26 protein-coding genes and 1 pseudogene are annotated in these 25,813 nt (G+C 64.3%); 7 read left to right on the top strand and 20 right to left on the bottom strand.

Features of this window, described 5'->3' with window-relative positions; translation table 11 throughout:
* Positions 1-201: 201 nt before the first annotated feature.
* The 9 genes and pseudogenes from P1U48_RS08605 to P1U48_RS08565 all read right to left on the bottom strand — a co-directional run bounded on the left by P1U48_RS08605 (position 202) and on the right by P1U48_RS08565 (position 6,640).
* Positions 202-1,719: a DEAD/DEAH box helicase gene (locus P1U48_RS08605; protein ID WP_301068544.1), complete on the bottom strand. Its 1,518-nt coding sequence runs from the start codon at positions 1,717-1,719 to the stop codon at positions 202-204.
* Between the two features lie 260 nt (positions 1,720-1,979).
* Positions 1,980-2,207: an N-(5'-phosphoribosyl)anthranilate isomerase gene (locus tag P1U48_RS08600; protein WP_301068543.1), complete on the bottom strand. Its 228-nt coding sequence runs from the start codon at positions 2,205-2,207 to the stop codon at positions 1,980-1,982.
* Between the two features lie 35 nt (positions 2,208-2,242).
* Positions 2,243-2,455, bottom strand: a complete 213-nt coding sequence (locus P1U48_RS08595) for a ribbon-helix-helix domain-containing protein (RefSeq protein WP_301068542.1) — start codon at positions 2,453-2,455, stop codon at positions 2,243-2,245.
* Positions 2,452-2,631 (bottom strand): DUF4169 family protein, encoded by a 180-nt coding sequence (locus tag P1U48_RS08590; protein ID WP_301068541.1) that lies wholly within the window; start codon positions 2,629-2,631, stop codon positions 2,452-2,454. The genes P1U48_RS08595 and P1U48_RS08590 overlap by 4 nt, the downstream gene beginning before the upstream one ends.
* A gap of 177 nt (positions 2,632-2,808) precedes the next feature.
* On the bottom strand, positions 2,809-4,203 hold the full coding sequence (gene fumC, locus P1U48_RS08585; protein ID WP_301068540.1) for a class II fumarate hydratase: 1,395 nt from the start codon (positions 4,201-4,203) through the stop codon (positions 2,809-2,811).
* Between the two features lie 52 nt (positions 4,204-4,255).
* On the bottom strand, positions 4,256-4,420 hold the full coding sequence (locus P1U48_RS08580; protein WP_301068619.1) for a hypothetical protein: 165 nt from the start codon (positions 4,418-4,420) through the stop codon (positions 4,256-4,258).
* A gap of 396 nt (positions 4,421-4,816) precedes the next feature.
* Positions 4,817-5,007 (bottom strand): annotated as a pseudogene (locus P1U48_RS08575) (IS5/IS1182 family transposase); the annotation flags it as partial.
* A gap of 86 nt (positions 5,008-5,093) precedes the next feature.
* Positions 5,094-5,999, bottom strand: coding sequence for a hypothetical protein (locus tag P1U48_RS08570; protein ID WP_301068539.1), 906 nt, complete (start codon positions 5,997-5,999; stop codon positions 5,094-5,096).
* Entirely contained in the window at positions 5,990-6,640 is a 651-nt protein-coding gene (locus P1U48_RS08565; protein WP_301068538.1) for a DUF1007 family protein, read from the bottom strand. The genes P1U48_RS08570 and P1U48_RS08565 overlap by 10 nt, the downstream gene beginning before the upstream one ends.
* A 284-nt stretch (positions 6,641-6,924) precedes the next feature.
* Here P1U48_RS08565 and P1U48_RS08560 point away from each other — a divergent pair, with 284 nt between their 5' ends.
* Positions 6,925-8,100: an aspartate aminotransferase family protein gene (locus P1U48_RS08560; protein WP_301068537.1), complete on the top strand. Its 1,176-nt coding sequence runs from the start codon at positions 6,925-6,927 to the stop codon at positions 8,098-8,100.
* Positions 8,101-8,162: 62 nt separating this feature from the next.
* Complete coding sequence (argF, locus tag P1U48_RS08555) at positions 8,163-9,089, top strand: ornithine carbamoyltransferase (protein WP_301068536.1); 927 nt, start codon at positions 8,163-8,165, stop codon at positions 9,087-9,089.
* Positions 9,090-9,194: 105 nt separating this feature from the next.
* On the opposite strand, the gene hrpB is transcribed toward argF, so the two are convergent.
* Positions 9,195-11,642: an ATP-dependent helicase HrpB gene (gene hrpB / locus P1U48_RS08550; protein WP_301068613.1), complete on the bottom strand. Its 2,448-nt coding sequence runs from the start codon at positions 11,640-11,642 to the stop codon at positions 9,195-9,197.
* Between the two features lie 101 nt (positions 11,643-11,743).
* Between hrpB and meaB the strand changes: the two genes are divergently transcribed.
* Entirely contained in the window at positions 11,744-12,721 is a 978-nt protein-coding gene (gene meaB, locus P1U48_RS08545) for a methylmalonyl Co-A mutase-associated GTPase MeaB (RefSeq protein ID WP_301068535.1), read from the top strand.
* Between the two features lie 26 nt (positions 12,722-12,747).
* Here the strand turns inward: meaB and P1U48_RS08540 are convergent, their stop codons facing one another.
* Entirely contained in the window at positions 12,748-13,188 is a 441-nt protein-coding gene (locus P1U48_RS08540) for a rhodanese-like domain-containing protein (protein WP_301068534.1), read from the bottom strand.
* An 88-nt stretch (positions 13,189-13,276) separates the two neighbouring features.
* Between P1U48_RS08540 and uvrA the strand changes: the two genes are divergently transcribed.
* A complete protein-coding gene (uvrA, locus tag P1U48_RS08535) occupies positions 13,277-16,141 on the top strand; it encodes an excinuclease ABC subunit UvrA (RefSeq protein WP_301068532.1) in 2,865 nt (954 codons plus the stop codon).
* Between the two features lie 16 nt (positions 16,142-16,157).
* Here uvrA and P1U48_RS08530 read toward each other — a convergent pair whose 3' ends face one another.
* The 8 genes from P1U48_RS08530 to P1U48_RS08495 all read right to left on the bottom strand — a co-directional run bounded on the left by P1U48_RS08530 (position 16,158) and on the right by P1U48_RS08495 (position 22,739).
* The gene (locus P1U48_RS08530) at positions 16,158-16,574 is read right to left on the bottom strand and encodes a hypothetical protein (RefSeq protein ID WP_301068530.1); all 417 of its coding nucleotides are present in this window, start codon (positions 16,572-16,574) and stop codon (positions 16,158-16,160) included.
* Between the two features lie 95 nt (positions 16,575-16,669).
* Positions 16,670-16,870: a DUF2892 domain-containing protein gene (locus P1U48_RS08525; RefSeq protein WP_301068528.1), complete on the bottom strand. Its 201-nt coding sequence runs from the start codon at positions 16,868-16,870 to the stop codon at positions 16,670-16,672.
* Between the two features lie 68 nt (positions 16,871-16,938).
* The gene (locus P1U48_RS08520; protein WP_301068527.1) at positions 16,939-17,601 is read right to left on the bottom strand and encodes a Crp/Fnr family transcriptional regulator; all 663 of its coding nucleotides are present in this window, start codon (positions 17,599-17,601) and stop codon (positions 16,939-16,941) included.
* A gap of 43 nt (positions 17,602-17,644) precedes the next feature.
* Positions 17,645-18,517, bottom strand: a complete 873-nt coding sequence (gene mmsB / locus P1U48_RS08515) for a 3-hydroxyisobutyrate dehydrogenase (protein ID WP_301068526.1) — start codon at positions 18,515-18,517, stop codon at positions 17,645-17,647.
* 13 nt (positions 18,518-18,530) lie between these two features.
* Positions 18,531-19,565, bottom strand: coding sequence for an enoyl-CoA hydratase/isomerase family protein (locus tag P1U48_RS08510; RefSeq protein WP_301068525.1), 1,035 nt, complete (start codon positions 19,563-19,565; stop codon positions 18,531-18,533).
* Positions 19,562-20,704: an acyl-CoA dehydrogenase family protein gene (locus P1U48_RS08505; RefSeq protein ID WP_301068524.1), complete on the bottom strand. Its 1,143-nt coding sequence runs from the start codon at positions 20,702-20,704 to the stop codon at positions 19,562-19,564. Before P1U48_RS08505 ends, P1U48_RS08510 begins: the two co-directional genes overlap by 4 nt.
* Before the next feature lie 58 nt (positions 20,705-20,762).
* Entirely contained in the window at positions 20,763-21,230 is a 468-nt protein-coding gene (locus P1U48_RS08500; protein WP_301068523.1) for a hypothetical protein, read from the bottom strand.
* Positions 21,231-21,239: 9 nt separating this feature from the next.
* Positions 21,240-22,739: a CoA-acylating methylmalonate-semialdehyde dehydrogenase gene (locus tag P1U48_RS08495; protein WP_301068522.1), complete on the bottom strand. Its 1,500-nt coding sequence runs from the start codon at positions 22,737-22,739 to the stop codon at positions 21,240-21,242.
* An 84-nt stretch (positions 22,740-22,823) separates the two neighbouring features.
* Here P1U48_RS08495 and P1U48_RS08490 point away from each other — a divergent pair, with 84 nt between their 5' ends.
* The 3 genes from P1U48_RS08490 to coaD all read left to right on the top strand — a co-directional run bounded on the left by P1U48_RS08490 (position 22,824) and on the right by coaD (position 24,822).
* Positions 22,824-23,729 (top strand): LysR family transcriptional regulator, encoded by a 906-nt coding sequence (locus P1U48_RS08490; RefSeq protein WP_301068521.1) that lies wholly within the window; start codon positions 22,824-22,826, stop codon positions 23,727-23,729.
* A gap of 69 nt (positions 23,730-23,798) precedes the next feature.
* The gene (locus P1U48_RS08485; RefSeq protein WP_301068520.1) at positions 23,799-24,236 is read left to right on the top strand and encodes a CBS domain-containing protein; all 438 of its coding nucleotides are present in this window, start codon (positions 23,799-23,801) and stop codon (positions 24,234-24,236) included.
* A gap of 88 nt (positions 24,237-24,324) precedes the next feature.
* On the top strand, positions 24,325-24,822 hold the full coding sequence (gene coaD / locus P1U48_RS08480; RefSeq protein WP_301068519.1) for a pantetheine-phosphate adenylyltransferase: 498 nt from the start codon (positions 24,325-24,327) through the stop codon (positions 24,820-24,822).
* Positions 24,823-24,851: 29 nt separating this feature from the next.
* On the opposite strand, the gene P1U48_RS08475 is transcribed toward coaD, so the two are convergent.
* Entirely contained in the window at positions 24,852-25,805 is a 954-nt protein-coding gene (locus tag P1U48_RS08475; RefSeq protein WP_301068518.1) for an alpha/beta hydrolase, read from the bottom strand.
* Positions 25,806-25,813: the final 8 nt, after the last annotated feature.

Here is a 25,813-nt window from a genome sequence, read left to right as displayed (position 1 = left end):
TTTGGCCCCTCTGCCTGCGGCCCTCTGATCTGCAGGATGAGGTCTGCAGGACATGCGAAAACCGCCCGCGACTGCAATTGCAGAGCAGGCTGGATGCGGGCAAAGCCCCTGCGCAATAGCATCAGTATCAAACGAGTGGTGTGGCCAAGATGGCCGCGCGCCGCGCCTCAGCCGAAGCTGAGGTCGCGATTGTGCAACGGCCTATTTGCGCTCTTCAAAGCTCAGTGCGATGAAGCTGGGCAGGTGATCGCCCATCCCCTGGACATGGTTCCGATCCGAGGAGCCCCGGGATTGACCCCGGCTGGAAGAACCGCGGCGCGACTGTGAGCGCTCGGGCGCCTTGGCAGCCTCCACCGGCTCCGGCTGCGGTGCCGGTTGCGGCGCATCTGCCGTGACGGCCTCGGGGGCGATCGGATCGGCGCTGACAGCGGCAGGCACCGGTGCCTTGGGCGTGTCAGACCGGCTGCGGCTGCGGCTGCGTGTCCGGCTGCTGCGCGGTTTGCCTTCGGTGGTTTCAGGCGTCGCGGCATCGGGTGCGCTGGTCACAGGCGTTTCGGCCGGGGCGCGGGTGCCGCCCGGCAGGTCGATCCGCGGAATCGTATTGGCGACCAGCTTTTCGATGGCGGCGAGGTTTTTCTCGTCGCGACCCGAGCAGATCATGATCGCTTTGCCCTTGCGCCCGGCGCGGCCGGTGCGACCGATCCGGTGAACGTAATCTTCGGCATGGCTGGGCACGTCGTAATTCAGCACATGGCTGACCGCAGGCACGTCGAGCCCGCGCGCGGCGACATCCGAGGCGACCAGAAGTTTGAGCTGGCCGTCACGGAAGGCATCCAGCGTCCGCATCCGCTGCGATTGTTCCAGATCGCCATGGATCGGCGCCGCGTCCATGCCGTATTTCTTCAGCGATTTGGCGACGATATCGACATCCATCTTGCGGTTGCAAAAGATGATGGCGTTGGTCAGCCCGTCGCCTTCGTCCTGAATGATATCGCGCAGCAGGGCGCGTTTTTCGCTGCCTTCCTGCTCCTTGCGGGAATAGCGGAACATGACAACACCCTGTTCGATATTCTCGCCGGTGGTGGCCTGACGCGCGACCTCGATCCGCGCCGGGGCTGAGAGGAAGGTGTTGGTGATCCGCTCGATCTCGGGCGCCATGGTGGCCGAGAAGAACAGGGTTTGCCGGGTGAACGGGGTGAGCGAGAAGATCCGCTCGATATCCGGGATGAAGCCCATGTCGAGCATCCGGTCGGCCTCGTCCACCACCATGACCTGCACCCCGGTCAGCAGCAGTTTACCGCGTTCGAAATGATCCAGCAGGCGGCCCGGCGTGGCGATCAGCACATCGACGCCGCGGTCGATCAGCATGTCCTGTTCCTTGAACGAGACGCCGCCGATCAGCAGCGCCTTGGTCAATTTGACATGCTTGGCATAGGTGTCGAAATTCTCAGCCACCTGCGCGGCGAGTTCCCGCGTCGGGCAGAGCACCAGCGAGCGTGGCATCCGCGCCCGGGCGCGGCCCTTGGCCAGCATGGTGATCATCGGCAGCACAAAGCTGGCGGTCTTGCCGGTGCCGGTCTGGGCAATGCCCAACACGTCCTTGCCCTGGAGGGCGGGCGGTATGGCGCCGGCTTGAATGGGGGTCGGGGTTTCATACCCGGCTTCGGCGATGGCTTTCAGGACTTTGGGGTCCAGTTCGAGATCTGAAAAAGTTGTCATGTGTGTCCGTGATAGACGGACATTTCAGGCCCGTCGCGTCCAGGATCAGGCCCGTATGGCCCTGCGTCATTTGCGCAACTCGATCCTTGAAGGTCATGTAACCCAATGGCCGCAAAGCGTCAATCCGATTGCCGAAATCGGGTTTGGGAAGACTTTTCGCGAAAAGTCTTTGAAAAAGTTTTCGTGAAAACTTTTCGCCTCCCGAAGGTTCGCAAAAGGTTCGCAAATCGGCGGGTGGCAAAAATCTTGGCCAAGATTTTTCAGCACAGCACCCGGACCGGCGCATTGTTGCAGAACACCACGATCTGACCGGCATTTTCCACAGCATGAAATCCGCGGCGGCGGATTTCATGGCGAAACCAGTCGAGGCCGACCTCGCGTTCGACGTCCCGCAGATTGCGTCGCACCACGCCACCATTCCGCGCCGCCTTGGCGGCAAAGACCTGGTTGAGCCAGCGTTCGGTGGCAATCATCGGAAAATCAGACATGGCCGCAGGATAGGGTCGTTTCGGCAAACCGAATCCTAACGCCGGTAATGGCGCAATACGAACAGCCGGATCGCGGTGGCCAGCCCGGTGTCGAGGTCGCGGGCGGCGTCGATTTCGGCGGCCAGGGCATTGAGCCCCTTGGCTTCGGTCTCGGCGATTTCGCGGAACGCCTGCCAGAATTCATCTTCGAGCGAGACCGAAGTGCGGTGCCCGTGCAGCGTCAGCGAACGTTTGATCGGCGCGCTCATGGCTCGCGCTTGTGGCCGTCGAGATCGCGCCTGGCCTTGGCGTTGCGGGCCTTGTCCCGCGCCTTGTCCACTTTGCTCTGGCCGAACTTTGTCGCGTTTTCATCGCCGCGCGCCTTTTTCTCGGCGCGCGCCTTGGCTTTGCGGATTTTCGACAGATTGATCGGAGGGGTGTTCATTCCGGGTCTGCCGCATGCCGCGCCCAGCCCGGCGCCGCCAACGCCGGGCCATGCAGGAACGGCCGCCCGCGCAAATTCACCCTGGCGCCCGCCGCCTCGTCGGCGATGCAAATCGCCGAGAGGTCGGAATCGGGCGAGGCGAAGTCGAACCAGAAGGTCAGCGGCCGGGCGATGGTGTTATCCTTTCGGTCCGATCATGTCTTCGGGGCGCACCACGCGGTCAAAGGTCTCGGCATCGACCAGGCCAAGGGCAATCGCCTCTTCCTTCAGGGTGGTGCCGTTCTTATGCGCGGTTTTGGCAACCTTGGTGGCATTGTCATAGCCGATGGTCGGGGCCAGCGCCGTCACCAGCATCAGGCTTTCCTTCATCAGCTTGTCGATCCGCGCCTCATTGGCCTGAATACCGACCACCATGTTGTCGGTAAAGGCCCCGGCGGAATCACCGAGAAGTTGCATGGATTGCAGCAGGTTGTAGCTCATCATCGGGTTGTAGACGTTCAGTTCGAAATGGCCCTGTGACCCGGCCATGCCGATGGCGGCGTCATTGCCCATCACATGGATGCAGACCATGGTCAGCGCCTCGGCCTGGGTCGGGTTGACCTTGCCCGGCATGATCGAGGACCCGGGCTCATTCTCCGGGAGGATCAGCTCGCCCAGCCCGGAGCGTGGACCAGAACCGAGCAGACGGATGTCATTGGCGATCTTGAACAGGCTGGCGGCGACGGTCTTCAGCGCGCCCGAGAACATCACCATGGCATCATGCGCCGCCAACGCCTCGAACTTGTTGGGCGCGGTGACAAAGGGCAGGCCGGTGATCTCGGCCATATTGGCGGCGACCAATTCGCTCCAGCCGGTCTGGGTGTTCAGACCGGTGCCGACGGCGGTGCCACCCTGGGCCAGCTCATAGATGTCGGGCAGGCAGGCCTTGACCCGTTCGATCCCCTTGCGGACCTGATGGGCGTAGCCGGAGAATTCCTGGCCCAGGGTCAGCGGCGTGGCGTCCTGGGTGTGGGTGCGCCCGATCTTGATGATATGTTTGAACTCTTCCTGCTTGGCCTCCAGCGCGGCGGCCAGCTTTTCCAGCCCCGGCAACAGCACGTCACGGGCCTGCATGCCGATGGCGACATGCATCGCCGTCGGGAAGGTGTCGTTCGAGGATTGGCCCATGTTGCAGTGGTCGTTGGGATGCACAGGTTTCTTGGACCCCATCTCGCCGCCCAGCATCTCGATGGCGCGGTTGCTGATCACCTCATTGGCGTTCATGTTCGACTGGGTGCCAGAGCCTGTCTGCCAGACCACCAGCGGGAAATTGTCGTCGAACTTGCCGTCGATCACCTCGGTGGCGGCGGCGACGATGGTTTCACCGATTTGGGTGTCGATGGTGCCAAGGCTCAGGTTGGCTTGGGCGCAGGCCTTCTTGACCACACCCAGCGCCCGGATGATCGGCACCGGCTGTCTTTCCCAGCCGATCGGGAAATTCATGATGGAGCGCTGCGTCTGCGCCCCCCAATATTTGTCGGCGGGCACGTCCAGGGGGCCGAAACTGTCGGTCTCGGTGCGGATGTCGGTCATTGTCAGCTCTCCATGCGAAGTCGCTGAGTTCTTAGCGCATCTCGGGCGAAGTTCAATGTGGCAGGGCGCGGAATTCGAATACGCGGGCCGGTGGCAGCTTGGTCCAGATCAAGCCGCGCCTGGTTGCGCGGATGCCGAGCGCGGCTTGCAACCGGTCAGAAACCGGGCGATGGGCGGCATGGGTGAACTGGATGAACGGCGCGCCCGGCGCCAGCACCGGCAAAGGCGTTGGACAGGATCTCGCGCTGCAATTGCGCATGCCCTGGCATTGGCAGACCAGAGACCACCGCCCCGATATCGCACAGCCTGAGCTGGCTGATTTCTTGCCCCGGCTGGCCGAACAGGGTGCCGAAACTTCCCTTATCAGGAAGGCTGTCCCCGCATCAGGGCTGTTTCTCCTGATCGCGATGCCCGCGGCTCGACATATGCCCCGTGGGCCGTCTCTCCGCGTCATGCGGCACGCAACCGGGGTGGCCTGGCGAGGTGGTTGGCGACCATGGTTCAGAGTGAACCGCGACCGGACCCGTTCGCCGCCGCGATCCATGGTCCGAGCCATGCCGCCGACGGTTTTCGCCCATCCGAACGCGTCCTCGCGCTTCTTTCGGGGCTGCACCCGGATCAAGCGTTCCGGCGGAATCGAAGGGCGCCGAAATCGGTGTAAAGCGCCTCGAAGTCGGCATCGAGACGGGCGAGCACGTCATTCACGACCTGTCGGAGTTCGCGCAGTGGCTGCCGAGCCGGGCTGCGCTCCTCCAGATCAACGTAGCTGAACCGCGACCCACTCGTCTCGTCCGTCCCGCGCATCCTCCCCCCCGTCGCTGCGGCCCAAAGGGTGATCATGTTCTCAAAGCCCTGTCGAGGCAGGGCTCGTTCAGCAACCTGCTAAGGTCTCAGCGCAGCAGGGCGAGGGCGCTGAACCAGACCACCGCCGCCCCGGCAAGGATTTGCAGTGCAATCAGGGTCGGCCCGGCCCAACCCGGGATCGCCAGCACCGCGCTCTGGCGCAGGGTTACCCCGGCGATGGCCACCAGCGCGGTAAAGGCGGCGGTGCCCAGCCCCATCGCCAGCACCCCGGCCGCCCCGGCCAGGGCAATGCCCAGCGGCCAGGCAATCGCCAGCACGAAAATCGCTCCGGTGCAGGGGCGGATCGCAATTGCCCCGATTAATGCCAGGGCGTCGCGCCAACTGCGCAGCGCCACCACCTGGTCGAGGTCGGGACCATGGGCATGGTGGCAGTGGCCATGATCATGATCCGAATGCGCGTGCGGATGCCCATGGTGGTGCCCATGGGGCGCGTGCCGGGCTGCGCCAAGTCGTCGCCATTGCCGCCATCCGCGATAGATCAGGATCACCCCGATCACGCCGATCAGCGCGGCGCTGGCCGGCGACATCCAGGTCTCGGCCATGGTCCGGGCCTGTTTGCCGTTGACCCCGAACAGCGCAAAGCCGCCATAGACCAGCGCGATTGCCACCCCGGCCTGGGCCAGGCTCGCGACAATGGCCAGCCCGGCCAACCGGCCCGCCGTGGCGCCCGTCGCCAGGCCGGCGCCGCCAATCACCAGCTTGCCATGGCCGGGGCCGAGGGCATGGGCAAAGCCATAGCCCGCGCAGACCAGGCAGAAGGCCCACAGCGCCCGCGGCTCGCCCGCCTGCAAATCGCGCAGATGCCCGGCCATCGCGGTCTGAAACCCGCGCTGCCGCTCAATCGCCCAGAGCAGGGCGGTGGATTGATACTGCCAGAGCACCAGCGCCAGCAGCGCCAACCCCAGGAAGGTGGCGATCGCGGCTAGTCGCATTGCAGGCTGATCGTATCGGCAAAGCGCACGCCGATGCTGGGGTCTTCGGGGCTGTCGTCGCGGTCAAGCAGCGCCAATTGCGACAGCATCTCGGCGTCTGTGGGATCGCGGCGGGCTGCCGTCACCTGTGTCCGGCAGGCCGGATCGCCACGGACCGCTGGCGCTTCGGTGAGGGCATAGGCGGTGTAATAGGTCGGGTCATAGGCCTTGGCGGTGACCCGGGCGAGCCGCGGATCGACGGGCCGATCCAGCGCCCTGACGAATTCCATCTGAAAGCGTCCATCCGGCAGCATCCGCCCCTGCGCGGCCTGTGGTTTGGACAGGCCAACCGGCTGGTCATCCGCCCAGAGATAGCTGTCACCGGCAAAGCCTTCGATCCATTGTTGATGGATCCGCACCAGAGAGGCGACCTCGGCCTCGCTCAACCTGCCGTCGCCATCCGGGTCCAGCCCGGCCTCGGTAATCGCGAACAGGGTGTAGAGCGGATCGTGGATCCAGGTCACCGAAAGATGGGTGATCTGCCCGTCCGCCATAACAAAGCCGAGACCGCCGTCGATAAAGGCATGCGGATGGGTCCCGCCCCGTTGCGGCAGGGCCAGAACACTCAGAATCAGGGCAAAAAGGCAGGATCGTACGGTCATGCCCCTCTCTAATCCGGGGTTTTGCGGGGCGCCATAGCCGGGTTCGGACGGTGGCGGGACCTTGCCGCAAAATCCGCTTTGCAAACGGGCTGGGCTTGCGCTAAACGGCGGATATGAACACGCTGGCCCATATCCCTTTGATCCGACGTCGACGCCGCAGCGTCTGACGTCCTTCGCCTGTGTTCCCGTGCACCCGACGCACAAACCGGATAAACACCCCCCAACATTGACTTGGCCCAGAGACCCATGCTCTGTCATGGCTCCGCAATTTCGAGGATATCCAGATGATCCCCTCTGTCCTGCCGACCTACGCCCGCGCGCCGCTGCACTTCGCCAAAGGCGAAGGAACCTGGCTGATCGAAGAGGACGGTCGCCGGTTCCTCGACCTCGGTTCCGGCATCGCGGTGAACGTGCTTGGCCATGCCAATCCGGGGCTGGTGGCGGCGCTCACCGAACAGGCGGGCAAGCTCTGGCATGTCTCCAACCTCTACGAGATCCCGCAGCAGCAGGCGCTGGCCGACAAGCTGGTCGCCGAGACCTTTGCCGATACGGTGTTCTTTACCAATTCCGGCACCGAGTCCTGTGAGCTGGCGGTGAAGATGGCGCGCAAGTACCACTATGAGGCCGGCGCGCCGGAACGGGTCGAGATCATCACCTTTCACGGCGCCTTCCATGGCCGCTCCTCCGCCGCCATCGCTGCGGTGAACACCGAAAAGATGGTCAAGGGCTTTGGCCCCCTGCTGCCCGGCTTTGTCCAGCTGCCGCTGGGCGATATCGACGCGGTCAAGGCGGCGGTGACCGACAAGACTGCCGCGATCATGATCGAGCCGATCCAGGGCGAGGGCGGGATCACCGTGGTGCCCGATGCCTTTCTCAAAGATTTGCGCGCACTCTGCGACGCAACCGGCACCCTGCTGATCCTGGATGAGGTGCAATGCGGGGTTGGCCGCACCGGGCGGCTGTTTGCGCATGAATGGGCCGGGATCACGCCCGACATCATGATGGTGGCCAAGGGCATCGGCGGCGGCTTCCCGCTGGGCGCGGTGCTGGCCAGCGAAGGCGCCGCCTCGGGGATGACGGCGGGCACCCATGGCTCCACCTATGGCGGCAATCCTCTGGGCTGTGCGGTCGGGATGGCGGTGCTCGACGTGGTCGCCGAGCCGGAGTTCCTGGCCGAGGTGAATCGCAAGGCCGGGTTGCTGCGCCAGAAACTGGAAGGGCTGGTGGCCAGCCATCCGGAGGTGTTTTGCGAGGTGCGCGGCCAGGGGCTGATGCTGGGGCTGAAATGCGTCACCGCCAATACCGAGGTGGTCAAGGCGGGCTATGCGGCCGAGGTGATCACCGTTCCGGCGGCTGAGAATGTCATCCGTCTGCTGCCGCCGCTGAACATCACCGACGACGAGATCGCCGAGGCGATTGCCCGGCTCGACGCTGCCGCGACAGCCGTTTCCGCGGGCTGATCCGCCCAATATCGCTGAACCGGCGCCGCCCCGTAGGGTGGCGCCAAAGGACCTATTGACCAATGAACCATTTTCTCGACATCCACACCACCGACAAGGCCGCGCTGCGCGCCATGCTCGATTCCGCCGCCGCGATGAAAACCGCCCGTGCCGGACGCAGCCGCGGCGCGGCGGACGACGAACAGCCGCTGGCCGGGAAAATGGTGGCGCTGATCTTTGAAAAACCCTCGACCCGGACCCGGGTGTCGTTTGACGTCGGGGTGCGGCAGATGGGCGGGCAGACCATGGTGCTCTCCGGGCAGGACATGCAGCTTGGCCATGGCGAAACCATCGCCGACACCGCAAGGGTGCTGTCGCGCTATGTCGACCTGATCATGCTGCGCACCTTTGACGAGAGTGTGCTGCAGGAAATGGCCGAACATGCTTCGGTGCCGGTGATCAACGGCCTGACCGACCGCAGCCACCCCTGTCAGATCATGGCCGATGTGATGACATTCGAGGAAAAGAGAGGCCCGATCGCTGGCAAGAAGGTGGTCTGGGTCGGCGATGGCAACAATGTCTTTGGCTCGTTCCTGCATGCGGCGGAACAATTCGACTTCGCGATGACCTTTTCAGGCCCGCAACAGCTTGACCCGGATCGCGATTACATGGACCGGGCGCGGGAGCTGGGCGTCGATTTCACCCTGCAGCGCGACCCCTGGCGGGCGGTCGAGGGCGCCGATCTGATCGTCGCCGACACCTGGGTGTCGATGCATGATGCACAATCCACCCGCGAACGCCGCCACAACCTGCTGCGCGCCTATCAGGTCAATGACGATCTGATGGCCGCCGCTGGCGACAACGCCCTGTTCATGCATTGCCTGCCCGCGCATCGCGGCGAAGAGGTGACCTCTTCGGTGATGGACGGGCCGCAATCGGTGGTGTTCGACGAGGCCGAAAACCGCCTGCACGCCCAAAAGGCAATCATGCGCTGGTGCCTCGGGGTCTGAGCCTGCGCCGGTAGCGTACGGATTTCCGCCCCCCGCTTCCTCTGGTCCGAAATATCCCGGGGGTGAGGCCGCAGGCCGAGGGGGCAGCGCCCCCTCACGGCGATGCTACCTGCGCGGCTTCGCCCGCAGGGTCGGGGCGGCGCTGGTCGGTTCTTCGGGCCAGGGGTGTTTCGGATAGCGCCCGCGCATGTCCTTGCGCACATCCGCATAGGAACTGGTCCAGAATCCGGGCAGATCCATGGTCACCTGGACCGGCCGTCCGCCGGGCGAGAGCAGGGTGATGCGCAGCGGCTGACCGGCGATCATCGGGTGGCTGGTCTGGCCGAACAGCTCTTGCAGGCGCAGGGCGATGGCGGGGGCTTCGCCGGAATAATCAATCGCGATCTTGCGCCCCAGCGGGGTGGTGAAACTGGCAGGCGCGACCCGGTTCAGGGTCTGGGTCTGATCCCAATCCAGCATCGCCCGCAGGGCAGTGGCCAAATCGAAGCCTTTCCAGTCGCTGGCGGATTTCACGCCGCCGAGATGCGGCAGCAGCCAATCCTCAAGCCCTGCCAGCAGCGCCGCGTCGCTGAGGTCGGGCAGGTCGTGCCCCTCGGCGCGGGCCAGTGCCACCCGGGCGCGCAGCAGCCGGGCGGCCTCTTGCGGGGGCAGGCCGATCTCGCGCACCCCGTCCAACATCGCCCGCGCTATCACCTCGGATGGCGCGTCGTGCCAGGCCCGGTCATCCAGCACCAGGGCGCCCAGCCGTTCCTGCTGACGCGCCAGCACCCGGCGTTCGCGTCGCGACCAGCTGCAGCTGTTGACCCAGGTGATCTGATCACCGAACAGATCGCGCAGGGCGCTGGTGCTCAGGCTCACCGCCTGCCGCACCTTGGCTTCGCGCGGGTCGCCGTCCAGATCGGTGGCAACGATCAGCCGGGCGCTGGCCAGGCCATCTTCGGCGGCGATCACGGCGCCCTTGCCGCCGGACAGCAGATAGCGCGGCGCCTCACCGGGGCGGCGCAGTCCGATCCGGTCGGGATAGGCCAGCGCCGCCAGCTCGCCGATACCCAGATCCGGGCGGTTGCCGGATTTCGGTGTCAGCGCGGTGAGCCGCCGGGCCTCGACCCGCACCCGTTCCAGGGTGGCGCGATGCAGGGTCAGCCCCTTGTCGCGGGCAAAGCCGGCGGGGTTGCGCGCCGCCTGCAGCCGCAGCGCCAGATCCGCCCCGGCGCTGCGCGGCAGGATGTCGCGATCCGACAGCAGCGCGGCGGGCAGGGCAGCCGCGGTGCCTCCCAGCATCAGCATATGACCGAGCCGTGGGTGTAGCGGCAGCGCCGCCAGCGCCCGGCCATGGGCGGTGATCGCGCCGCCTGCATCAAGCGCGCCCAGCAGTTTCAGCAGCGCCTGCGCCTCGGCATAGGCGCCGGGGTTGGGCGGGGTCAGGAACGGCATCGCCGAAGGCGCGGCCCCCCAGAGCGCCAGGTCCAGCGCCAGAGCGGTCAGATCCTCGGCCTCGATCCCGGCAGGGGGGTAGGCGGTGAGCGCGCCCTCTTCCCCCTTGGTCCAGAGCCGGTAACACAGCCCTTCGGCCACCCGTCCGGCGCGGCCCCGGCGCTGATCGGCCTCGGCCCGTGTCACCTTTTCGGTGACCAACCGCGCCATGCCCGATCCTGGATCAAAGCGTGACCGGCGGGCGAGACCGGCATCGACCACCACCCGGATATCCTCGATGGTGAGCGAGGTTTCGGCAATCGAGGTGGCCAGCACCAGCTTGCGCCCCTGCGCTTCGGGGCGGATCGCGGCGCGCTGGGCGGCGAAATCCATCGCGCCAAACAGCGGGCGCAGCTGAACCCCGGCGGGCAGGCGCGGGCGCAGCGCCGCTTCGACCCGGCGAATCTCGCCCTCGCCGGGCAGAAACGCCAGAACCCCGCCGGTCGTCTCGTCCAGTGCCTGCAGGATCAGCGCGGCGACATCGGGCTCCAGCCTTGCGGTGCGGGGCCGGGGGTGATCCAGCCAGCGGGTTTCGACGGGGAACATCCGCCCCTCCGAGGTGATCTGCGGCGCGTCCATCAGCGCGGCGACCGGCCCGGCGTCCATGGTGGCCGACATTGCCAGCAACAGCAGATCGTCGCGCAGGGCCCCGGCGATTTCCAGGCACAGCGCCAGCCCCAGATCGGCATTCAGCGAGCGTTCGTGGAATTCATCAAAGATCACCGCGCCAATGCCGGGCAGATCGGGATTGGACTGGATCATCCGGGTCAGGATGCCCTCGGTCACCACTTCGATCCGGGTGGCTTTGCTGGTTTTCGCCTCACCCCGGATTCGGTAACCCACGGTCTGGCCTGGCGCTTCGCCCAGGGTTTCGGCCATCCGTGTGGCGGCGGCGCGGGCCGCCAGGCGGCGCGGTTCCAGCATCAGGATGCGGCCCGTCGTCAGCCCGGCCTCAAGCATCGCCAGCGGCACCATCGTGGTCTTGCCGGCCCCCGGCGGCGCCTCTAGCACGGCGCGGCCATGGCGGCGCAGCGCGTCGATCAGCGCGGGCAGGGCATCGTGGATTGGCAGGCGGGGCATGGTCATGGCCCGGAGGTTATGCGGCAGTGACGGGCGCAGGTCCATGGGCTGGACTCCGTGCAACTGCGCGGGCATCTAGACGCAACACCACGGGGGACGAAATGAATATATCAGACCTTGCATGCAAGGTGATCGCAGGCGACCGTCGGGCATTGGCCCGGGCGGTGACACTGGTCGAAAGCAGCCGCGCCGATCACCGTGAACTGGCGGCAGAGCTGCTTGAAAAACTGCGTGGCAGTGGCCGCGAGTCGCTGCGCATTGGTCTGTCCGGCACGCCGGGGGTGGGGAAATCCACTTTTATCGAGAGCTTTGGCATGATGCTGACTGGCCAGGGGCTGCGGGTGGCGGTGCTGGCGGTCGATCCCAGCTCGGCCCGGTCGGGCGGCTCGATCCTGGGCGACAAGACCCGGATGGAGCGGCTGGCGCGTGACCCCAATGCCTTTATCCGGCCATCGCCGTCGCAGACCCAGCTTGGCGGTGTCGCCCGCCGCTCGCGCGAGGCGGTGGCGCTGTGCGAGGCGGCGGGGTTCGACGTGGTGTTGGTGGAAACCGTGGGCGTCGGGCAATCCGAAACCATGGTCGCGGAAATGACCGATCTCTTCGTGCTGCTGCTGGCCCCGGCGGGGGGCGATGAATTGCAGGGGGTGAAGCGCGGCATCATGGAGATGGCCGACCTGATTCTTGTGAACAAGGCCGATGGCGCGTTGCTCGACACCGCCACCCGGACCCGGGCGGATTATTCCGGCGCGCTGCGGCTGTTGCGCAAACGTCCGCAGGACCCGGAAGGGTTTCCGCAGGCGATGTCGGTTTCGGCGGTGGCAGAAACCGGGCTGGCGGAGGCCTGGCAGGCGATGACGACACTGGCGGACTGGCGGCGTACCGAGGGGCATTTCGCCGCCATCCGCGCCGCCCAGGCCCGGTTCTGGTTTCGCGAGGAAGTGCGCCAGGGGCTGCTGGCGCAGCTGGACGCACCCGAAATGCAGGCCCGGATGGCGGCGCTGGGCGCGGCGGTGGCGCGCGGCGATGTCGCGCCCGCAACGGCGGCACGTGACATGCTGGCAGTGTTGCGCAAGGGCTGAGCCCCCGCGCATGGGGCGACTCAGGCTCAGCCCTTGGTCAATTCACCGCCCGCCCGCAGCCACTGACCCAGCCCGCCGATATTATGCACATCGCCATAGCCAAGGCTTTTCAGGATCCGAATAGCCCCGACCGAACGCGCGCCCGAGGCGCAATAGACCGCGATCTTGGCCTCCGGCTTCAGCCGTTTGTCGTAGTCGGGATGGCGCGGATCTGCGCGGAATTGCAGGGTCATCAGCGGCGCATGCACGGCACCCTTGGCGAGGCCGGTGGCCTGAATCTCGGCCAGTTCCCGGATATCGAGCAGGGTGATTTCGCCAGCGGCGCCAGCGGCCACCACGTCGGCGGCGGTCAGCCCTTTTAGGCCAGCCGGTTTGCGATTGAGAAAGTGAAACATCGAAAGCTCCGTCTCGGAATGGATCATGTTGACCGGGATATAACATTCCAAAATATGAATGTTAAGAGTCATGTCGATTGTTCGCGAAATGTTCTTACTTTCCTGTTGGAACAACGCCCCGCTTAAACTATTTCTTAGGCATTGCCATTGCGGGGGTCTCATGGCCGAGCTGAAATATATCGAGGTGCGCGGCGCGCGCGAACACAACCTCAAGAACATTGATGTCGACATTCCCCGCGATCAGTTGGTGGTGATCACCGGGCTGTCGGGGTCGGGGAAATCCTCGCTCGCCTTTGACACGATCTATGCCGAGGGCCAGCGCCGTTATGTCGAAAGCCTGTCGGCCTATGCTCGGCAATTCCTTGATATGATGGAAAAACCCGATGTCGATCATATCAGCGGGTTGAGCCCGGCGATTTCCATCGAACAGAAAACCACCTCGAAAAACCCGCGTTCGACCGTCGGCACGGTGACCGAAATCTACGATTACCTGCGGCTGCTGTTCGCCCGCGCCGGCACCCCGTTTTCGCCCGCCACCGGCCTGCCGATCGAGGCGCAGCAGGTGCAGGATATGGTCGACCGGGTGATGGCAATGCCCGAGGGCACCCGCGCCTATCTGCTGGCGCCATTGGTGCGCGACCGCAAAGGTGAATATCGCAAGGAATTCATCGACCTGCGCAAACAGGGCTTCCAGCGGGTCAAGGTCGATGGCGCGTTCTACGAACTGGACGAGCCGCCGACCCTGGACAAGAAATTCCGCCATGACATCGACGTGGTGGTTGATCGGATCGTGGTGCGCGCCGGGCTGGAAACCCGGCTGGCGGATTCGTTTCGCACCGCGCTGGATCTGGCCGATGGCATCGCGGTGCTGGAAACCGCGCCGGCCGAGGACGACGGCACGCCCGAGCGGCACACGTTTTCAGAAAAATTTGCCTGTCCGGTCAGTGGTTTCACCATTGCCGAGATCGAGCCGCGCCTGTTCTCCTTCAATGCGCCCTTCGGCGCCTGCCCGGAATGTGACGGGCTGGGGGTCGAGCTGTTTTTTGACGAACGGCTGGTGGTGCCGGATGCGGCGCTGAAGATCGCCGACGGGGCGCTGGCGCCCTGGCGCAAGGGCAAGAGCCCGTATTTCCTGCAGACCATCGAGGCGATTGCCAAGCATTACGAATTCGACCCCAAGACCAAATGGAAAGACCTGCCCGCCTATGTGCAACAGGTGTTCCTCTATGGTTCTGGCGAGGATGAAATCGCCTTTCGTTACGATGAGGGCGGCCGGGTCTATCAGGTCACCCGCACCTTCGAGGGTGTGATCCCGAATATGGAGCGGCGCTATCGCGAGACCGATTCGAACTGGGTCCGTGAGGAATTCGAGCGCTATCAGAACAATCGTCCCTGCGGCGCCTGTCATGGCTATCGGCTGCGTGAAGAGGCGCTGGCGGTCAAGATCGGCGGGCTGCATGCCGGGCAGGTGGTGCAGATGTCGATCCGCGAGGCGCTGGCCTGGATCGAGGGCGCGCCAGAGCATCTGAGCAAGCAAAAGAACGAAATCGCCCGCGCCATCCTCAAGGAAATTCGCGAACGGCTGGGGTTCCTCAACAATGTCGGGTTGGAATATCTGTCGCTCAGCCGCAATTCCGGCACCCTGTCGGGCGGCGAAAGCCAGCGCATTCGGCTGGCCAGCCAGATCGGCAGCGGGCTGACCGGGGTGCTGTATGTGCTCGACGAGCCTTCGATCGGTTTGCATCAGCGCGACAACGGGAGGCTGTTGCAGACGCTGAAAAACCTGCGCGATCAGGGCAATACGGTGATCGTCGTCGAACATGACGAAGAGGCGATCCGCGAGGCCGATTATGTTTTCGACATCGGCCCTGGTGCCGGTGTCCATGGCGGTCAGGTGGTGTCGCATGGCACCCCGGAGGCGATCGCCGCCGATCCCGCCAGCTTGACCGGCCAATACCTGTCCGGTGCCCGCGAAATCCCGGTGCCCGGCAGCCGGCGCAAGGGCAACAAAAAGAAACTGACGGTGGTCAAGGCGACCGGCAACAACCTCAAACAGGTCACCGCCGACTTTCCGCTGGGGCAGTTTGTCTGTGTGACCGGCGTGTCAGGCGGCGGCAAATCGACCCTGACCATCGAAACCCTGTTCAAGACCGCCAGCATGCGTCTGAACGGCGCCCGCCAGACGCCAGCCCCTTGTGAGACGATCAAGGGGCTGGAGCATCTGGACAAGGTGATCGACATCGACCAGCGCGCCATCGGGCGGACTCCGCGGTCGAACCCGGCGACTTATACCGGGGCCTTTACCCCGATCCGCGACTGGTTTGCCGGTCTGCCCGAGGCCAAGGCGCGCGGCTACAAGCCCGGGCGGTTCAGCTTCAACGTCAAGGGCGGGCGTTGTGAGGCCTGTCAGGGCGATGGGTTGATCAAGATCGAGATGCATTTCCTGCCCGATGTCTATGTCACCTGCGAGACCTGCAAGGGCGCCCGTTACAATCGCGAAACTCTGGAAATCAAGTTCAAAGGCAAGAGCATAGCCGACGTTCTTGATATGACGGTTGAAGATGCCCAGGGGTTTTTCGCCGCCGTGCCCAGCATCCGCGACAAGATGGATGCGCTGATGCGGGTCGGGCTTGGCTATATCAAGGTCGGGCAGCAGGCGACGACCCTTTCGGGCGGTGAGGCGCAGCGGGTGAAACTGTCGAAAGAACTGGCCAAACGTTCGACCGGGCGCACCCTCTATATCCTCGACGAACCGACCACCGGGCTGCATTTCGAAGACGTGCGCAAGCTGCTGGAAGTGCTGCATGAGTTGGTCGATCAGGGCAATTCGGTGGTGGTGATCGAACACAACCTCGACGTGATCAAGACCGCCGACCATGTCATAGATATTGGTCCCGAGGGCGGCGATGGCGGTGGCACGATTGTCGCAACCGGCACCCCGGAACAGGTGGCCGCCGAGACAGCAAGCCACACCGGACGCTATCTGAAAGACATGCTGAACCCGCGCCGGACGGCGGCGGAATAGGCGGTAGAACGCGCGGCTAATACCCCATTGCGAGGTGATCGTTGACCCGGTCGATCACCTTGCGGCTGCGGATATTGGCGCGGAAGACCTCATGGCCCAGCCGGAAATAGGTCCAGCCATCGCGCGGCGCCGGCAGGCCCAGGCGTTCGCGGTTGATCAGGATACTCACCCGCTCGGGCAGGCGTTGACCGGGCGCATAGCTGGCGATGTCGGGGATCTCCGGGGTGGCGCTGAGATAGACGTCGCGATGCGGCGGGATCAGCCGCTTGGGGGCGGCGACAAAGCGGGCAGCGATGGGGGGATGCCGCTGGTCCGGCGCCATGGCGGTGACACAGCGCGCCTCTCCTGCGGTGATGGAACAGGCCGCCGCGACCGGGCCGCTCAGCCCGGCGGCACAGGCGATTGCAAGCAAGGGGATTCGGCACAGCCACATGATCGGGCAGGGTAAAGCACCCGCCGCAGCGGTGAAAAGCCCCAAGGTTCGAGGCGACGGGCCGGAGGCGTATCGCCCCGGGCCCGCCGCAGCCGTTATTTCTTCAGCGGGCAGGTGCTGAACCCGAAGATCGAGTAGAGCGGGCAAGTGCCCATCAGACCGGTGGCCAGCGGCACGATGCCGATCAGCAACAACCAGCGCAGCGAAGCGTCTGGGAACAAAAAGAAACCTACGATCAGCGCCAAGCCGACGACGACCCGCAAGATGCGGTCAATACTGCCAACGTTATGAGACATGGGACGACTCCTTTGTGATCCATATGGGCTGAGTCTAGACCTTTGTCGGCCGCCGGTCTGTGACTGGGTCACATAGCCTCGGCCAGCCTGTGCAGGGCCGCGTGATCCAGGATCTCGAGAGTCCCGCGCCCGGTCTTGACCCAGCCGTGATGCGCCCAGACCTCCAGCCGCCGCGACACGACCTCGCGCGCGGTGCCGACGCGGGTGGCCAGTTCGGCCTGGGTGATCCGCACGCTTGCCCGGTCCGCCGCCAGAATCAGTAGGTGTTCGGCAAGGCGGCATTCAACCCGAGTAAATGAAACCTTTTCAAGTAGCTGCATCATCAGGCTCATGCGATCCGCGAAGGCGGAAAAGACCATGCTGCGAAAGCCTGCGGAGTGATCCAGCAGGTCAAGGAACAGCGGCTTTGGCAGCACCACCACCTCAGTCGCGCTGGCGGTTTCAGCCCCGGCGGTGTAGGCGACCCCGGATATCAGCCCCAGCGTGGTCTGGATGCAACTTTGCTGTGGCGTCACCGAATAGAGCAGCATCTCACGCCCCGAGGCGCCGACCAGAAACACGTCGATCGTGCCCGACAGCACCACCACATAGCCCTGCGCGGCATCGCCGGGATGAAACAATGTCGTTTGGGCGGGCAGGCGGCGTGGCACCAACCCGGCCAGCCGCGCCTGCGCCGCCGTGTCCAGGGCGGCAAGGTCAGGGGTGTTGGTGATCCAGTCGGGTATCTGCATGAGGCCGCAGCCTAGCCTCGGTCAGGACACAGGGAAAGCGCGATCAGCCGCGGCGCCGGGTTTCGAACCGTGGCAACATCGCGCTGAAGTCGCGACCGGCGCCGTCCTCTTCCTCAACAAAGCGGGCATAGAGCGCGGCGGCGGCCTGACCCATCGGCGTGTCGGCATCCACCGCCTCGGCGGCCTGCTGGCTGAGGCGCAGGTCCTTCAGCATCAGATCGGCGGCGAAGCCGGGCTGATAACCGTTGTCGGCGGGCGATTGCGGCCCAATGCCGGGGGCCGGGCAATAGGCGTTCATCGACCAGGACGACCCCGAGGAGGTTGAGACCACATCGAACATCGCCTGCCGGTCAAGGCCGAGTTTGTCGGCCAGGGCAAAGGCCTCGCAGGTGGCGATCATGGTGACGCCGAGGATCATGTTGTTGCAGATCTTGGCCGCCTGACCGTTGCCGGAGGGGCCGCAATGCACCGCCTTCTGCCCCATCACATCGAACAACGGCTTGGCCTTGGCAAAGGCGGCGTCGCTGCCACCGACCATGAAGGTCAGGGTCCCGGCAATCGCGCCGACAGTGCCACCGGAGACCGGCGCATCCAGAGCCAGGAGTCCGGCCTTATCAGCCGCTTCTGCGACGATCCTCGCGCTTTCGACATCGACGGTCGAGCAATCGAGAAACACCGCGCCGGGCGCCATCGCCGGGACGATCTGATCGGCCACCGCCCGCAGGATCGCGCCATTCGGCAGCATGGTGATCACCAGGTCCTGCCCGCTCGCCGCCGCTGCGGCGCTGGTCGCCCGCGTCACCCCGTCGACCGCCACATCGGCGGTGTCGAACCCGGTCACGACATGCCCGGCCTTTGCCAGGTTGGCGGCCATCGGCGCGCCCATATTGCCAAGGCCAATAAATCCGATCTTCATGGTCAATCCTCCCTCAGAATGACAGTTCTTGCGCCCCGAGCGGCGCCAGCATCCTCTCTACCGCCGCCTCCGGCACGCTGATGAGCGCGTGTTTCCAGCGCGGTTTCCGGTCGCGTTCGATGATCTGGGCGCGGATCCCTTCCAGGAAATCGCCATGCTCCATCGCCCGCGCGGTAAATCGGTATTCCAGGGTCAATGCCGCCCGCAGATCGGCATGGCTCTCGCGCAGATTGCCCAGCATTTTCAATGTGCACGCCATTGAAAGCGGCGAGTTTCGCAACAGCGCCTTGCGGATACCGACGGCCAGATCGTCGCGCTCTGCATCACAGGACACCGCGATCGAGGGCAGATCGCCGGAGTCAAAGAGCCGGTCGATCACCGCCTGTTTCGCGGCCAGATCCGAGGCCGGAGCGGGTTGCGCGGCGCGTGCTACGGCCCCGGCATCGCCGGTTTCGATCAAGGTTGCGACCAGGGCGGGCCACTCCGCCTCGGGCAGGTAATGGTCCGCGAACCCGGCATGGATCGCGTCACCCGGCCCCATCCGCGCCGCGCTCAGCCCGAGATAGTCGCCCAGCCGCCCCGGCGCGCGCGCCAGCAGCAAGGAGCCGCCGACATCCGGCACCAGCCCGATGCCACATTCCGGCATGGCGATCTGGCTGCTGTCGCCGACCACCCGGTGGCTGGCATGGCAGCCGATGCCGACGCCGCCGCCCATGGTAAAGCCCTGCATCAGGCTGATGATCGGCTTTGGGAACTCCGCCAGCCGGTCGTTCAGCCGGTATTCGTCGCGCCAGAAGGCCTGACCATAGGCGAAATCGCCCGCCCGGCCCTTGTCATAGAGGTCCTGAATGTCGCCGCCGGAACAAAAGGCGCGGGTGCCCTCGGCGTCGATCACGACCAGCCGGATGTCGTCATCCGTTGCCCAATCTTGCAAGGCCTGGTCAATCGCCATCGCCATGTCGTAGGTCAGCGCGTTCAACGCCTGCGGCCGGGTCAGGGTGATGCGCCCGGCCTGAGCGTCGGTGCGGATATGGATATCGGCGCTCATTTGTCGGCCAGCAGCGACCGGGCGGTGATCACCCGCATGATCTCATTGGTGCCTTCAAGGATTTCATGCACCCTGAGATCGCGCACCAGTTTCTCGATGCCATAATCGGCGAGGTAGCCATAACCGCCGTGCAATTGCAGGCATTGATTGACGATCTTGCTGCCCGCCTCGGTAACAAAGGCCTTGGCCATGGCGCAGAATTTCGTCGCATCCGGGGCGCCCTGATCGAGCTTCCAGGCGGCCTGCCGCAGAAAGGTGCGGGCGGCCTGCAGCTCGATCTCCATATCGGCGAGGCGGAATTGCAGCGCCTGAAACTGGTCGATTGGCTGACCAAAGGCCTTGCGTTCGCCCATATAGGCCAGGGTCTGGGTCAGTGCCGTCTGTGCCGCGCCCAGCGAACAGGCCGCGATGTTCAGCCGCCCGCCATCGAGCCCGGCCATGGCATAGGTAAATCCCTTGCCCTCTTCGCCGACCAGATTACCGGCGGGCACCGCGCAGGCGTCGAATTGCACCTGCCGGGTCGGCTGGCTGCGCCAGCCCATCTTGTCCTCAAGCCCGCCAAAGGACAGGCCGCTGGCGCCATCCGGGACATAGAGGGTAGACACGCCCTTGGGGCCATCCGGGCCGGTGCGGGCCATCACCACATAGGCATCCGAATAGCCGCCGCCGGAAATAAACGCTTTGGTTCCGGTCAGTTGATAGCCGTCGTTGGTGCGCTCCGCGCGGGTTTTCAGGGCCGCCGAATCCGATCCGCTGCCGGGTTCGGTCAGGCAATAGGACAACAGGGTTTCCATCGAAATCGCCTTGGGCAGGACCCGGTTGCGCAGGTCGTCGCTGGCATAGGCATCCAGCATCCTGGCGCACATGTTGTGGATCGACAGAAACGCCGCGACCGAGGGGCAGGCCATGCTCAGCGCTTCGAACACCAGCGTCGCGTCGAGCCGGGTCAATCCGGCACCGCCATGTGCCTCGCTGACGTAAAGCCCGCCGAAACCCAGCTCACCGATCTGCGGCCAGAGTCTCTTTGGGATCTCGCCCGCCGCTTCCCAGTTGCGGGCATGCGGGGCGATGTTTTCCTGGCCAAAGGCATGGGCCATGTCGAAAATGGCCTGTTGTTCCTCACTCAGAGCGAAATCCATAGCAATCCCTCACAGGTTTAAAGGCCGTGCTGGTGCGGCCGGGCGTTCTTCACGCGGCTCATCGGGCCACCGCCAGCAGGGTGCTGAGATTGGTTTCTTGCTGTCCGAGACAGCTCAGCGCTTCAGCCTCATCCGGCACGATCCGAACGACGATCCGTTCCAGCCCTTCCCAGGAGCGGCGAATATACTGGGCAATGGTATCTCTGGATTTGCCGGGCGCCAGAAATACCATCAATGTTTCCACATCCGGGCGGCCGATAACGCCGGCCTTTCTGGCCTGAAGCTGCATCAGCTTGGGGAAATCCTGTTCGACCCCCTCAACCTGCGACAGGTCAACCAGTTGTTTCTGCCCGGGCCGGAATTCTGGATCGGCCGCGTATTGCGCAAACGCAGTCCAGGTCTCGTCCAGTAGGAGCTGGCCGCTGTAGCGGACATAGACCAGCCCACGGTCTGGAAAAATGCGATATTCTACGGCCATCCCAACTCCGACATTGGCGTGCCTGCCTGTTTCCGGCAGGTACGCCAAACCTTTGGCTTAGTCCATCGGCTTGAAGTGGAACTCGCCGCCTTCTTTCAGCCCCGAGGGCCAGCGCGAGGTGATCGTCTTGGTCCTGGTGTAGAATTTGAACGCATCCGTCCCGTGCTGGTTGAGATCGCCAAACACCGATTTCTTCCAGCCGCCAAAGGTGTGATAGGCCAGCGGCACCGGGATCGGCACATTGATCCCCACCATGCCGATATTGATCCGGTTGGCGAAATCGCGGGCGGTGTCGCCATCGCGGGTAAAGATCGCGGTGCCATTGCCGTATTCATGGTCCATCGCCAGTTTCAGCGCATCTTCGTAGGTCTGCGCGCGCACGGTGGACAGGACCGGGCCAAAGATCTCGTATTTGTAGATATCCATGTCTTTGGTGACATGATCGAACAGGTGCGGGCCGATGAAATAGCCATCCTCATAGCCTTGCAGGCTGAAGCCACGGCCATCGACGACCAGCTTGGCGCCCTGATCGATACCGGTCTGCACCAGCCGTTCGATATTGGCCTTGGCGGCGGCGGTGACCACCGGGCCGTAATCGACATCATTGCCCGCGGTATAGGGGCCGACCTTCAGCTTTTCGATGCGCGGCACCAGTTTCTCGATCAGCCGGTCCGCGGTTTCTTCACCCACCGGCACCGCGACGGAAATCGCCATGCAGCGTTCGCCAGCCGCGCCGTAGCCAGCCCCGATCAGCGCGTCGGCGGCCTGATCCATATCGGCGTCGGGCATGATGATCATGTGGTTCTTGGCGCCGCCGAAACATTGCACGCGCTTGCCGTTGGAACAGCCACGGCCATAGATATATTCGGCAATCGGGGTCGAGCCGACAAAGCCGATCGACTGGATCACCGGGTGATCAAGGATCGCGTCAACCGCGTCCTTGTCGCCGTTGATCACCTGCAGCAGGCCCTTGGGCAGGCCCGCCTCTTCGAACAACTCAGCCAGCATCAAGGGCACCGAGGGGTCGCGTTCCGAGGGTTTCAGGATAAAGGCGTTGCCGCAGGCCAGGGCGGGGGCGAACATCCACATCGGGATCATTGCGGGAAAGTTGAACGGGGTGATCCCGGCGCTGACGCCCAGCGGCTGGCGCATCGAATACATGTCGATGCCGGGGCCGGCGCTGTCGGAGTAATCGCCTTTCAGCAATTGTGGCGCGCCGATGCAATATTCGACCACTTCCAGCCCGCGCTGCACGTCACCGGCCGCATCCGGCAGGGTCTTGCCATGTTCGCGGCTCAGCGCCTCGGCCAGCTTGTCCATGTCGCGGTTCAGCAAGTCGACGAATTTCATCAGCACCCGGGCGCGGCGCTGCGGGTTGGTCGCGGCCCAGGCGGGCTGTGCGGCGGTGGCGATTTCGACGGCTTTGGCGATTTCGGCGGCGCTGGCCAGCGGGACCTTGGCCTGCACTTCACCGGTGGCGGGGTTCATGACATCGGCAAAGCGGCCTGATGTGCCTTTGACATGGGCGCCATTGATGTAATGGGTCAGTTCTTGCATGGGGGGTCCTCCAACTCTCGCAATCATCCTAGGCTTGCATTTTACAGCTCGGAAGGGGAAAGATTTCAAAAACGTTTTGCAAAAATGCATGAGGTCGGGATGCATTGGGATGACCTGAAAACCTTTCTGGCGGTGGCGCGGGCCGAGAGCCTGAGCGGGGCGGGCAAGCGGCTGAAGGTCGATCCCGCCACTGCCGGGCGCCGGATTGCCCGGCTGGAGGAGGAGATAGGCGCGGCGCTGTTCGCCAAGTCACCCCAGGGATATGCGCCGACCGAGGCCGGTCAACGGTTGCAGCGCCATGCGGAAATGGCCGAACAGGCGATCTTGAGCGCCGAAGAGGACATTCGCGGTCAATCCGGGCTGCTCTCCGGGCAAATCCGGCTGGGCGCGCCGGACGGGGTGGCGAATTTCCTGTTGCCGCAGGTCTGCAGCGAGATCGTCCAGCAGAACCCGGACCTTGAGGTGCAGATCGTCGCGCTGCCGCGGCTGTTCAACCTGACCCGGCGCGAGGCCGATCTGGCGATCACCGTGTCGCCGCCCACCGCCGGGCGGCTGACGGTGCAGAAGGTCAGCGATTACAAGCTGCATCTGGCCGCCTCGCGCGATTATCTGCGCAACGCGCCGCCGATCGAGACTCTGGGGGACCTCAGCGGCCATCGGATCGTCGGCTATATCCAGGATATGATCTTTGACAAGGAGCTGGATTACCTCAGCGAATTGGGGGTCGAGCGGGTGTCGCTGGCGTCAAATTCGGCGGTGGTCCAGTTCAACTGGATTCGCCAGGGCGGCGGCATCGGGGTGATGCATGACTTCGCGCTGGCCTCGGTGCAGGGGGTGCGGCGGGTGCTGGCCGACGAGATCTCGATGACCCGCACCTTTTACCTGGTGCGCCATGCCGATGACACTCGGCTGGAGCGGATGAACCGGTTTGCCGAGGCGCTCTGCGACGGGCTCAGGCGCGAAATCGCCCGGCTCGAAGCGGAAACTTGACAGAATGTCGCGGTTGGGTGAGCCTAGTTTACCCGGTATTTGTGTCGGACCCAAAGGGGAGGCGTCGTCATGCTCGTCCACAAGATCCTGAAATCCAAGGGAAGCGACAGGGTGATCACCACCGCGCCCGACGTCTCGATCACCGATGTGACCCAGCTGCTGGCCGAACATCGGATCGGTGGGGTGATCGTGTCTTCGGATGGGGTGCATGCGCAGGGCATCTTGTCGGAACGTGACATTGTGCGGGCGCTGGCCAAACGCGGGCCTGGCTGCCTGACCGGAACGGTGCGCGATCTGATGACCCCGGATCCGGTCTGCTGCCATCGTGATGACAGCGCCGACAGCGTGCTGACGAAAATGACCGAGGGCCGGTTCCGTCATATGCCGGTGGTGGATGCCGACGGCGCTCTGGTCGGGATCGTCACCATTGGTGATGTGGTCAAGGCGCGGCTCAGCGAATTGTCGATGGAAAAGACCGCCCTCGAGGGCATGATCATGGGTCATTGACAGCTTTGTGTCAGTCGGCCGGTCTGCCCTTGCATTCTCCAGCGTAATAATGTTGCGTGCCACGCAACAACGATTAGCGGAGATTGCCATGCGCGTCGGCCTATACCCCGGCACTTTCGACCCGATCACCTTGGGTCATATTGATATCATTCGTCGCGCCTCGGCGCTGGTCGACCGGTTGGTCATCGGTGTGGCGATCAACCGAGACAAGGGGCCGTTGTTCGACCTCGAAGAGCGGCTGGCGATGATCGAGGCGGAATGCGCCGAGCTGAACGCTGAGACCGATACCGAGATTGTCGCGCATCCGTTCGAGAATCTGCTGATCAACTGCGCCCATGACGTTGGCGCCGGGGTGATCATTCGCGGCCTGCGGGCGGTCTCGGATTTCGAATATGAATTCCAGATGGTCGGAATGAACCGGGTGCTCGACAGCTCGGTCGAGACCGTGTTCCTGATGGCCGAGGCCAAGCACCAGTCGATTGCCTCGAAACTGGTCAAGGAAATTGCCCGGTTGGATGGCGATGTGACGCATTTCGTGACACCTGATGTGCGAAAGCACCTGCTGCACAAGCTCGGCAAATCCTGATCCGGGTATTTTGATTCCGCCGGGGCGGTTCAGGCCATGGCCTGACTGGCCCGGCGGATGAAACTGGCACAGGCCTCGGGCTGGGTGACCGGAATCATATGGCCGCCATCGATCAGTTCCAGACCGATTTGCGGATAGCGCGCCACCAGGCTGGCGCCATGGTATTCGGGATCGAGGATCCGGTCCTGCTGGCCGTACAGAATGCGGATCGGCAGCGTCATCTTGGCGTATTGGCGCACCATTGTCGGCATGTCGTCCACCGCGTGCACCATGTCACGGCTGGATTCGATGAATTGCTTGGGGCGCAGCGACAACAGCCCGCCACCTTGGGTGAGGTAATTGGCGGGGATTGCTTCGGGGCCGAAGATCAGCTCGCGCACCGGCTCCGGGCGCCGCACCATGGTCGGGACCGCAAAGGTCCAGCCGAGAAACACCCGCAGCCAGTTCGAGGTGATGTTGAGTCCGGCAAAGGCATCCGAGATGTCTTCCACCGGCAGGGTCATCGGCGACAGCAGGGCGAGGCCGCGCATTTTGACCCGACCACGCAGCGCCATGCCCAGGGCAATCGCGCCGCCAAGGGAGTGACCGACGATCAACGGGCGCTCGATCTCCAGCGCCTCGATCACCTCTTCGATCAATTGCGCATGGGTCAGCACATTGCTGGCGGTGCCGGGTTTGCGTTCGGAATAGCCCATGCCGGGCCGGTCGATGAGCGTGACCCGGTGATCGCGGGCCAGATCATCCGCCAGCCCGGTGTCGAAATTGCCCATCTGGCCGCCCAGCCCGTGGATCATCACGATGTCCGGTCCGCTGCCGCACGTCAGGAAATGCACCTTGCCCGACGAAATCTCAACAAAGGCGCCGCGTGGCGGCACCGCCCGTTCGGCCTTCCATTTCTTGATAAAACTGTAAACGACCAGCCCAAGCAGGATCAGGCTGACACAGGCCAGCACCGCGACGATCACCAATAAGATGGCATTCATTCAAAACG

Origin of the sequence: Pseudooceanicola sp. (genome assembly GCF_029213205.1) — a bacterium.
Taxonomy (GTDB): Bacteria; Pseudomonadota; Alphaproteobacteria; order Rhodobacterales; family Rhodobacteraceae; genus Pseudooceanicola.
Note: the sequence above shows the minus strand (reverse complement) of the source record. Positions and strands in the feature narration are given on the sequence as shown.

Bases quoted from the DNA above. Each gene is read 5' to 3' on its own strand.
- P1U48_RS08605 (WP_301068544.1), bottom strand. From the start codon at position 1,719: ATGACAACTTTTTCAGATCTCGAACTGGACCCCAAAGTCCTGAAAGCC.
- P1U48_RS08600 (WP_301068543.1), bottom strand. From the start codon at position 2,207: ATGTCTGATTTTCCGATGATTGCCACCGAACGCTGGCTCAACCAGGTC.
- P1U48_RS08595 (WP_301068542.1), bottom strand. From the start codon at position 2,455: ATGAGCGCGCCGATCAAACGTTCGCTGACGCTGCACGGGCACCGCACT.
- P1U48_RS08590 (WP_301068541.1), bottom strand. From the start codon at position 2,631: ATGAACACCCCTCCGATCAATCTGTCGAAAATCCGCAAAGCCAAGGCG.
- fumC (WP_301068540.1), bottom strand. From the start codon at position 4,203: ATGACCGACATCCGCACCGAGACCGACAGTTTCGGCCCCCTGGACGTG.
- P1U48_RS08570 (WP_301068539.1), bottom strand. From the start codon at position 5,999: ATGCGACTAGCCGCGATCGCCACCTTCCTGGGGTTGGCGCTGCTGGCG.
- P1U48_RS08565 (WP_301068538.1), bottom strand. From the start codon at position 6,640: ATGACCGTACGATCCTGCCTTTTTGCCCTGATTCTGAGTGTTCTGGCC.
- P1U48_RS08560 (WP_301068537.1), top strand. From the start codon at position 6,925: ATGATCCCCTCTGTCCTGCCGACCTACGCCCGCGCGCCGCTGCACTTC.
- argF (WP_301068536.1), top strand. From the start codon at position 8,163: ATGAACCATTTTCTCGACATCCACACCACCGACAAGGCCGCGCTGCGC.
- hrpB (WP_301068613.1), bottom strand. From the start codon at position 11,642: ATGCCCCGCCTGCCAATCCACGATGCCCTGCCCGCGCTGATCGACGCG.
- meaB (WP_301068535.1), top strand. From the start codon at position 11,744: ATGAATATATCAGACCTTGCATGCAAGGTGATCGCAGGCGACCGTCGG.
- P1U48_RS08540 (WP_301068534.1), bottom strand. From the start codon at position 13,188: ATGACTCTTAACATTCATATTTTGGAATGTTATATCCCGGTCAACATG.
- uvrA (WP_301068532.1), top strand. From the start codon at position 13,277: ATGGCCGAGCTGAAATATATCGAGGTGCGCGGCGCGCGCGAACACAAC.
- P1U48_RS08530 (WP_301068530.1), bottom strand. From the start codon at position 16,574: ATGTGGCTGTGCCGAATCCCCTTGCTTGCAATCGCCTGTGCCGCCGGG.
- P1U48_RS08525 (WP_301068528.1), bottom strand. From the start codon at position 16,870: ATGTCTCATAACGTTGGCAGTATTGACCGCATCTTGCGGGTCGTCGTC.
- P1U48_RS08520 (WP_301068527.1), bottom strand. From the start codon at position 17,601: ATGCAGATACCCGACTGGATCACCAACACCCCTGACCTTGCCGCCCTG.
- mmsB (WP_301068526.1), bottom strand. From the start codon at position 18,517: ATGAAGATCGGATTTATTGGCCTTGGCAATATGGGCGCGCCGATGGCC.
- P1U48_RS08510 (WP_301068525.1), bottom strand. From the start codon at position 19,565: ATGAGCGCCGATATCCATATCCGCACCGACGCTCAGGCCGGGCGCATC.
- P1U48_RS08505 (WP_301068524.1), bottom strand. From the start codon at position 20,704: ATGGATTTCGCTCTGAGTGAGGAACAACAGGCCATTTTCGACATGGCC.
- P1U48_RS08495 (WP_301068522.1), bottom strand. From the start codon at position 22,739: ATGCAAGAACTGACCCATTACATCAATGGCGCCCATGTCAAAGGCACA.
- P1U48_RS08490 (WP_301068521.1), top strand. From the start codon at position 22,824: ATGCATGAGGTCGGGATGCATTGGGATGACCTGAAAACCTTTCTGGCG.
- P1U48_RS08485 (WP_301068520.1), top strand. From the start codon at position 23,799: ATGCTCGTCCACAAGATCCTGAAATCCAAGGGAAGCGACAGGGTGATC.
- coaD (WP_301068519.1), top strand. From the start codon at position 24,325: ATGCGCGTCGGCCTATACCCCGGCACTTTCGACCCGATCACCTTGGGT.
- P1U48_RS08475 (WP_301068518.1), bottom strand. From the start codon at position 25,805: ATGAATGCCATCTTATTGGTGATCGTCGCGGTGCTGGCCTGTGTCAGC.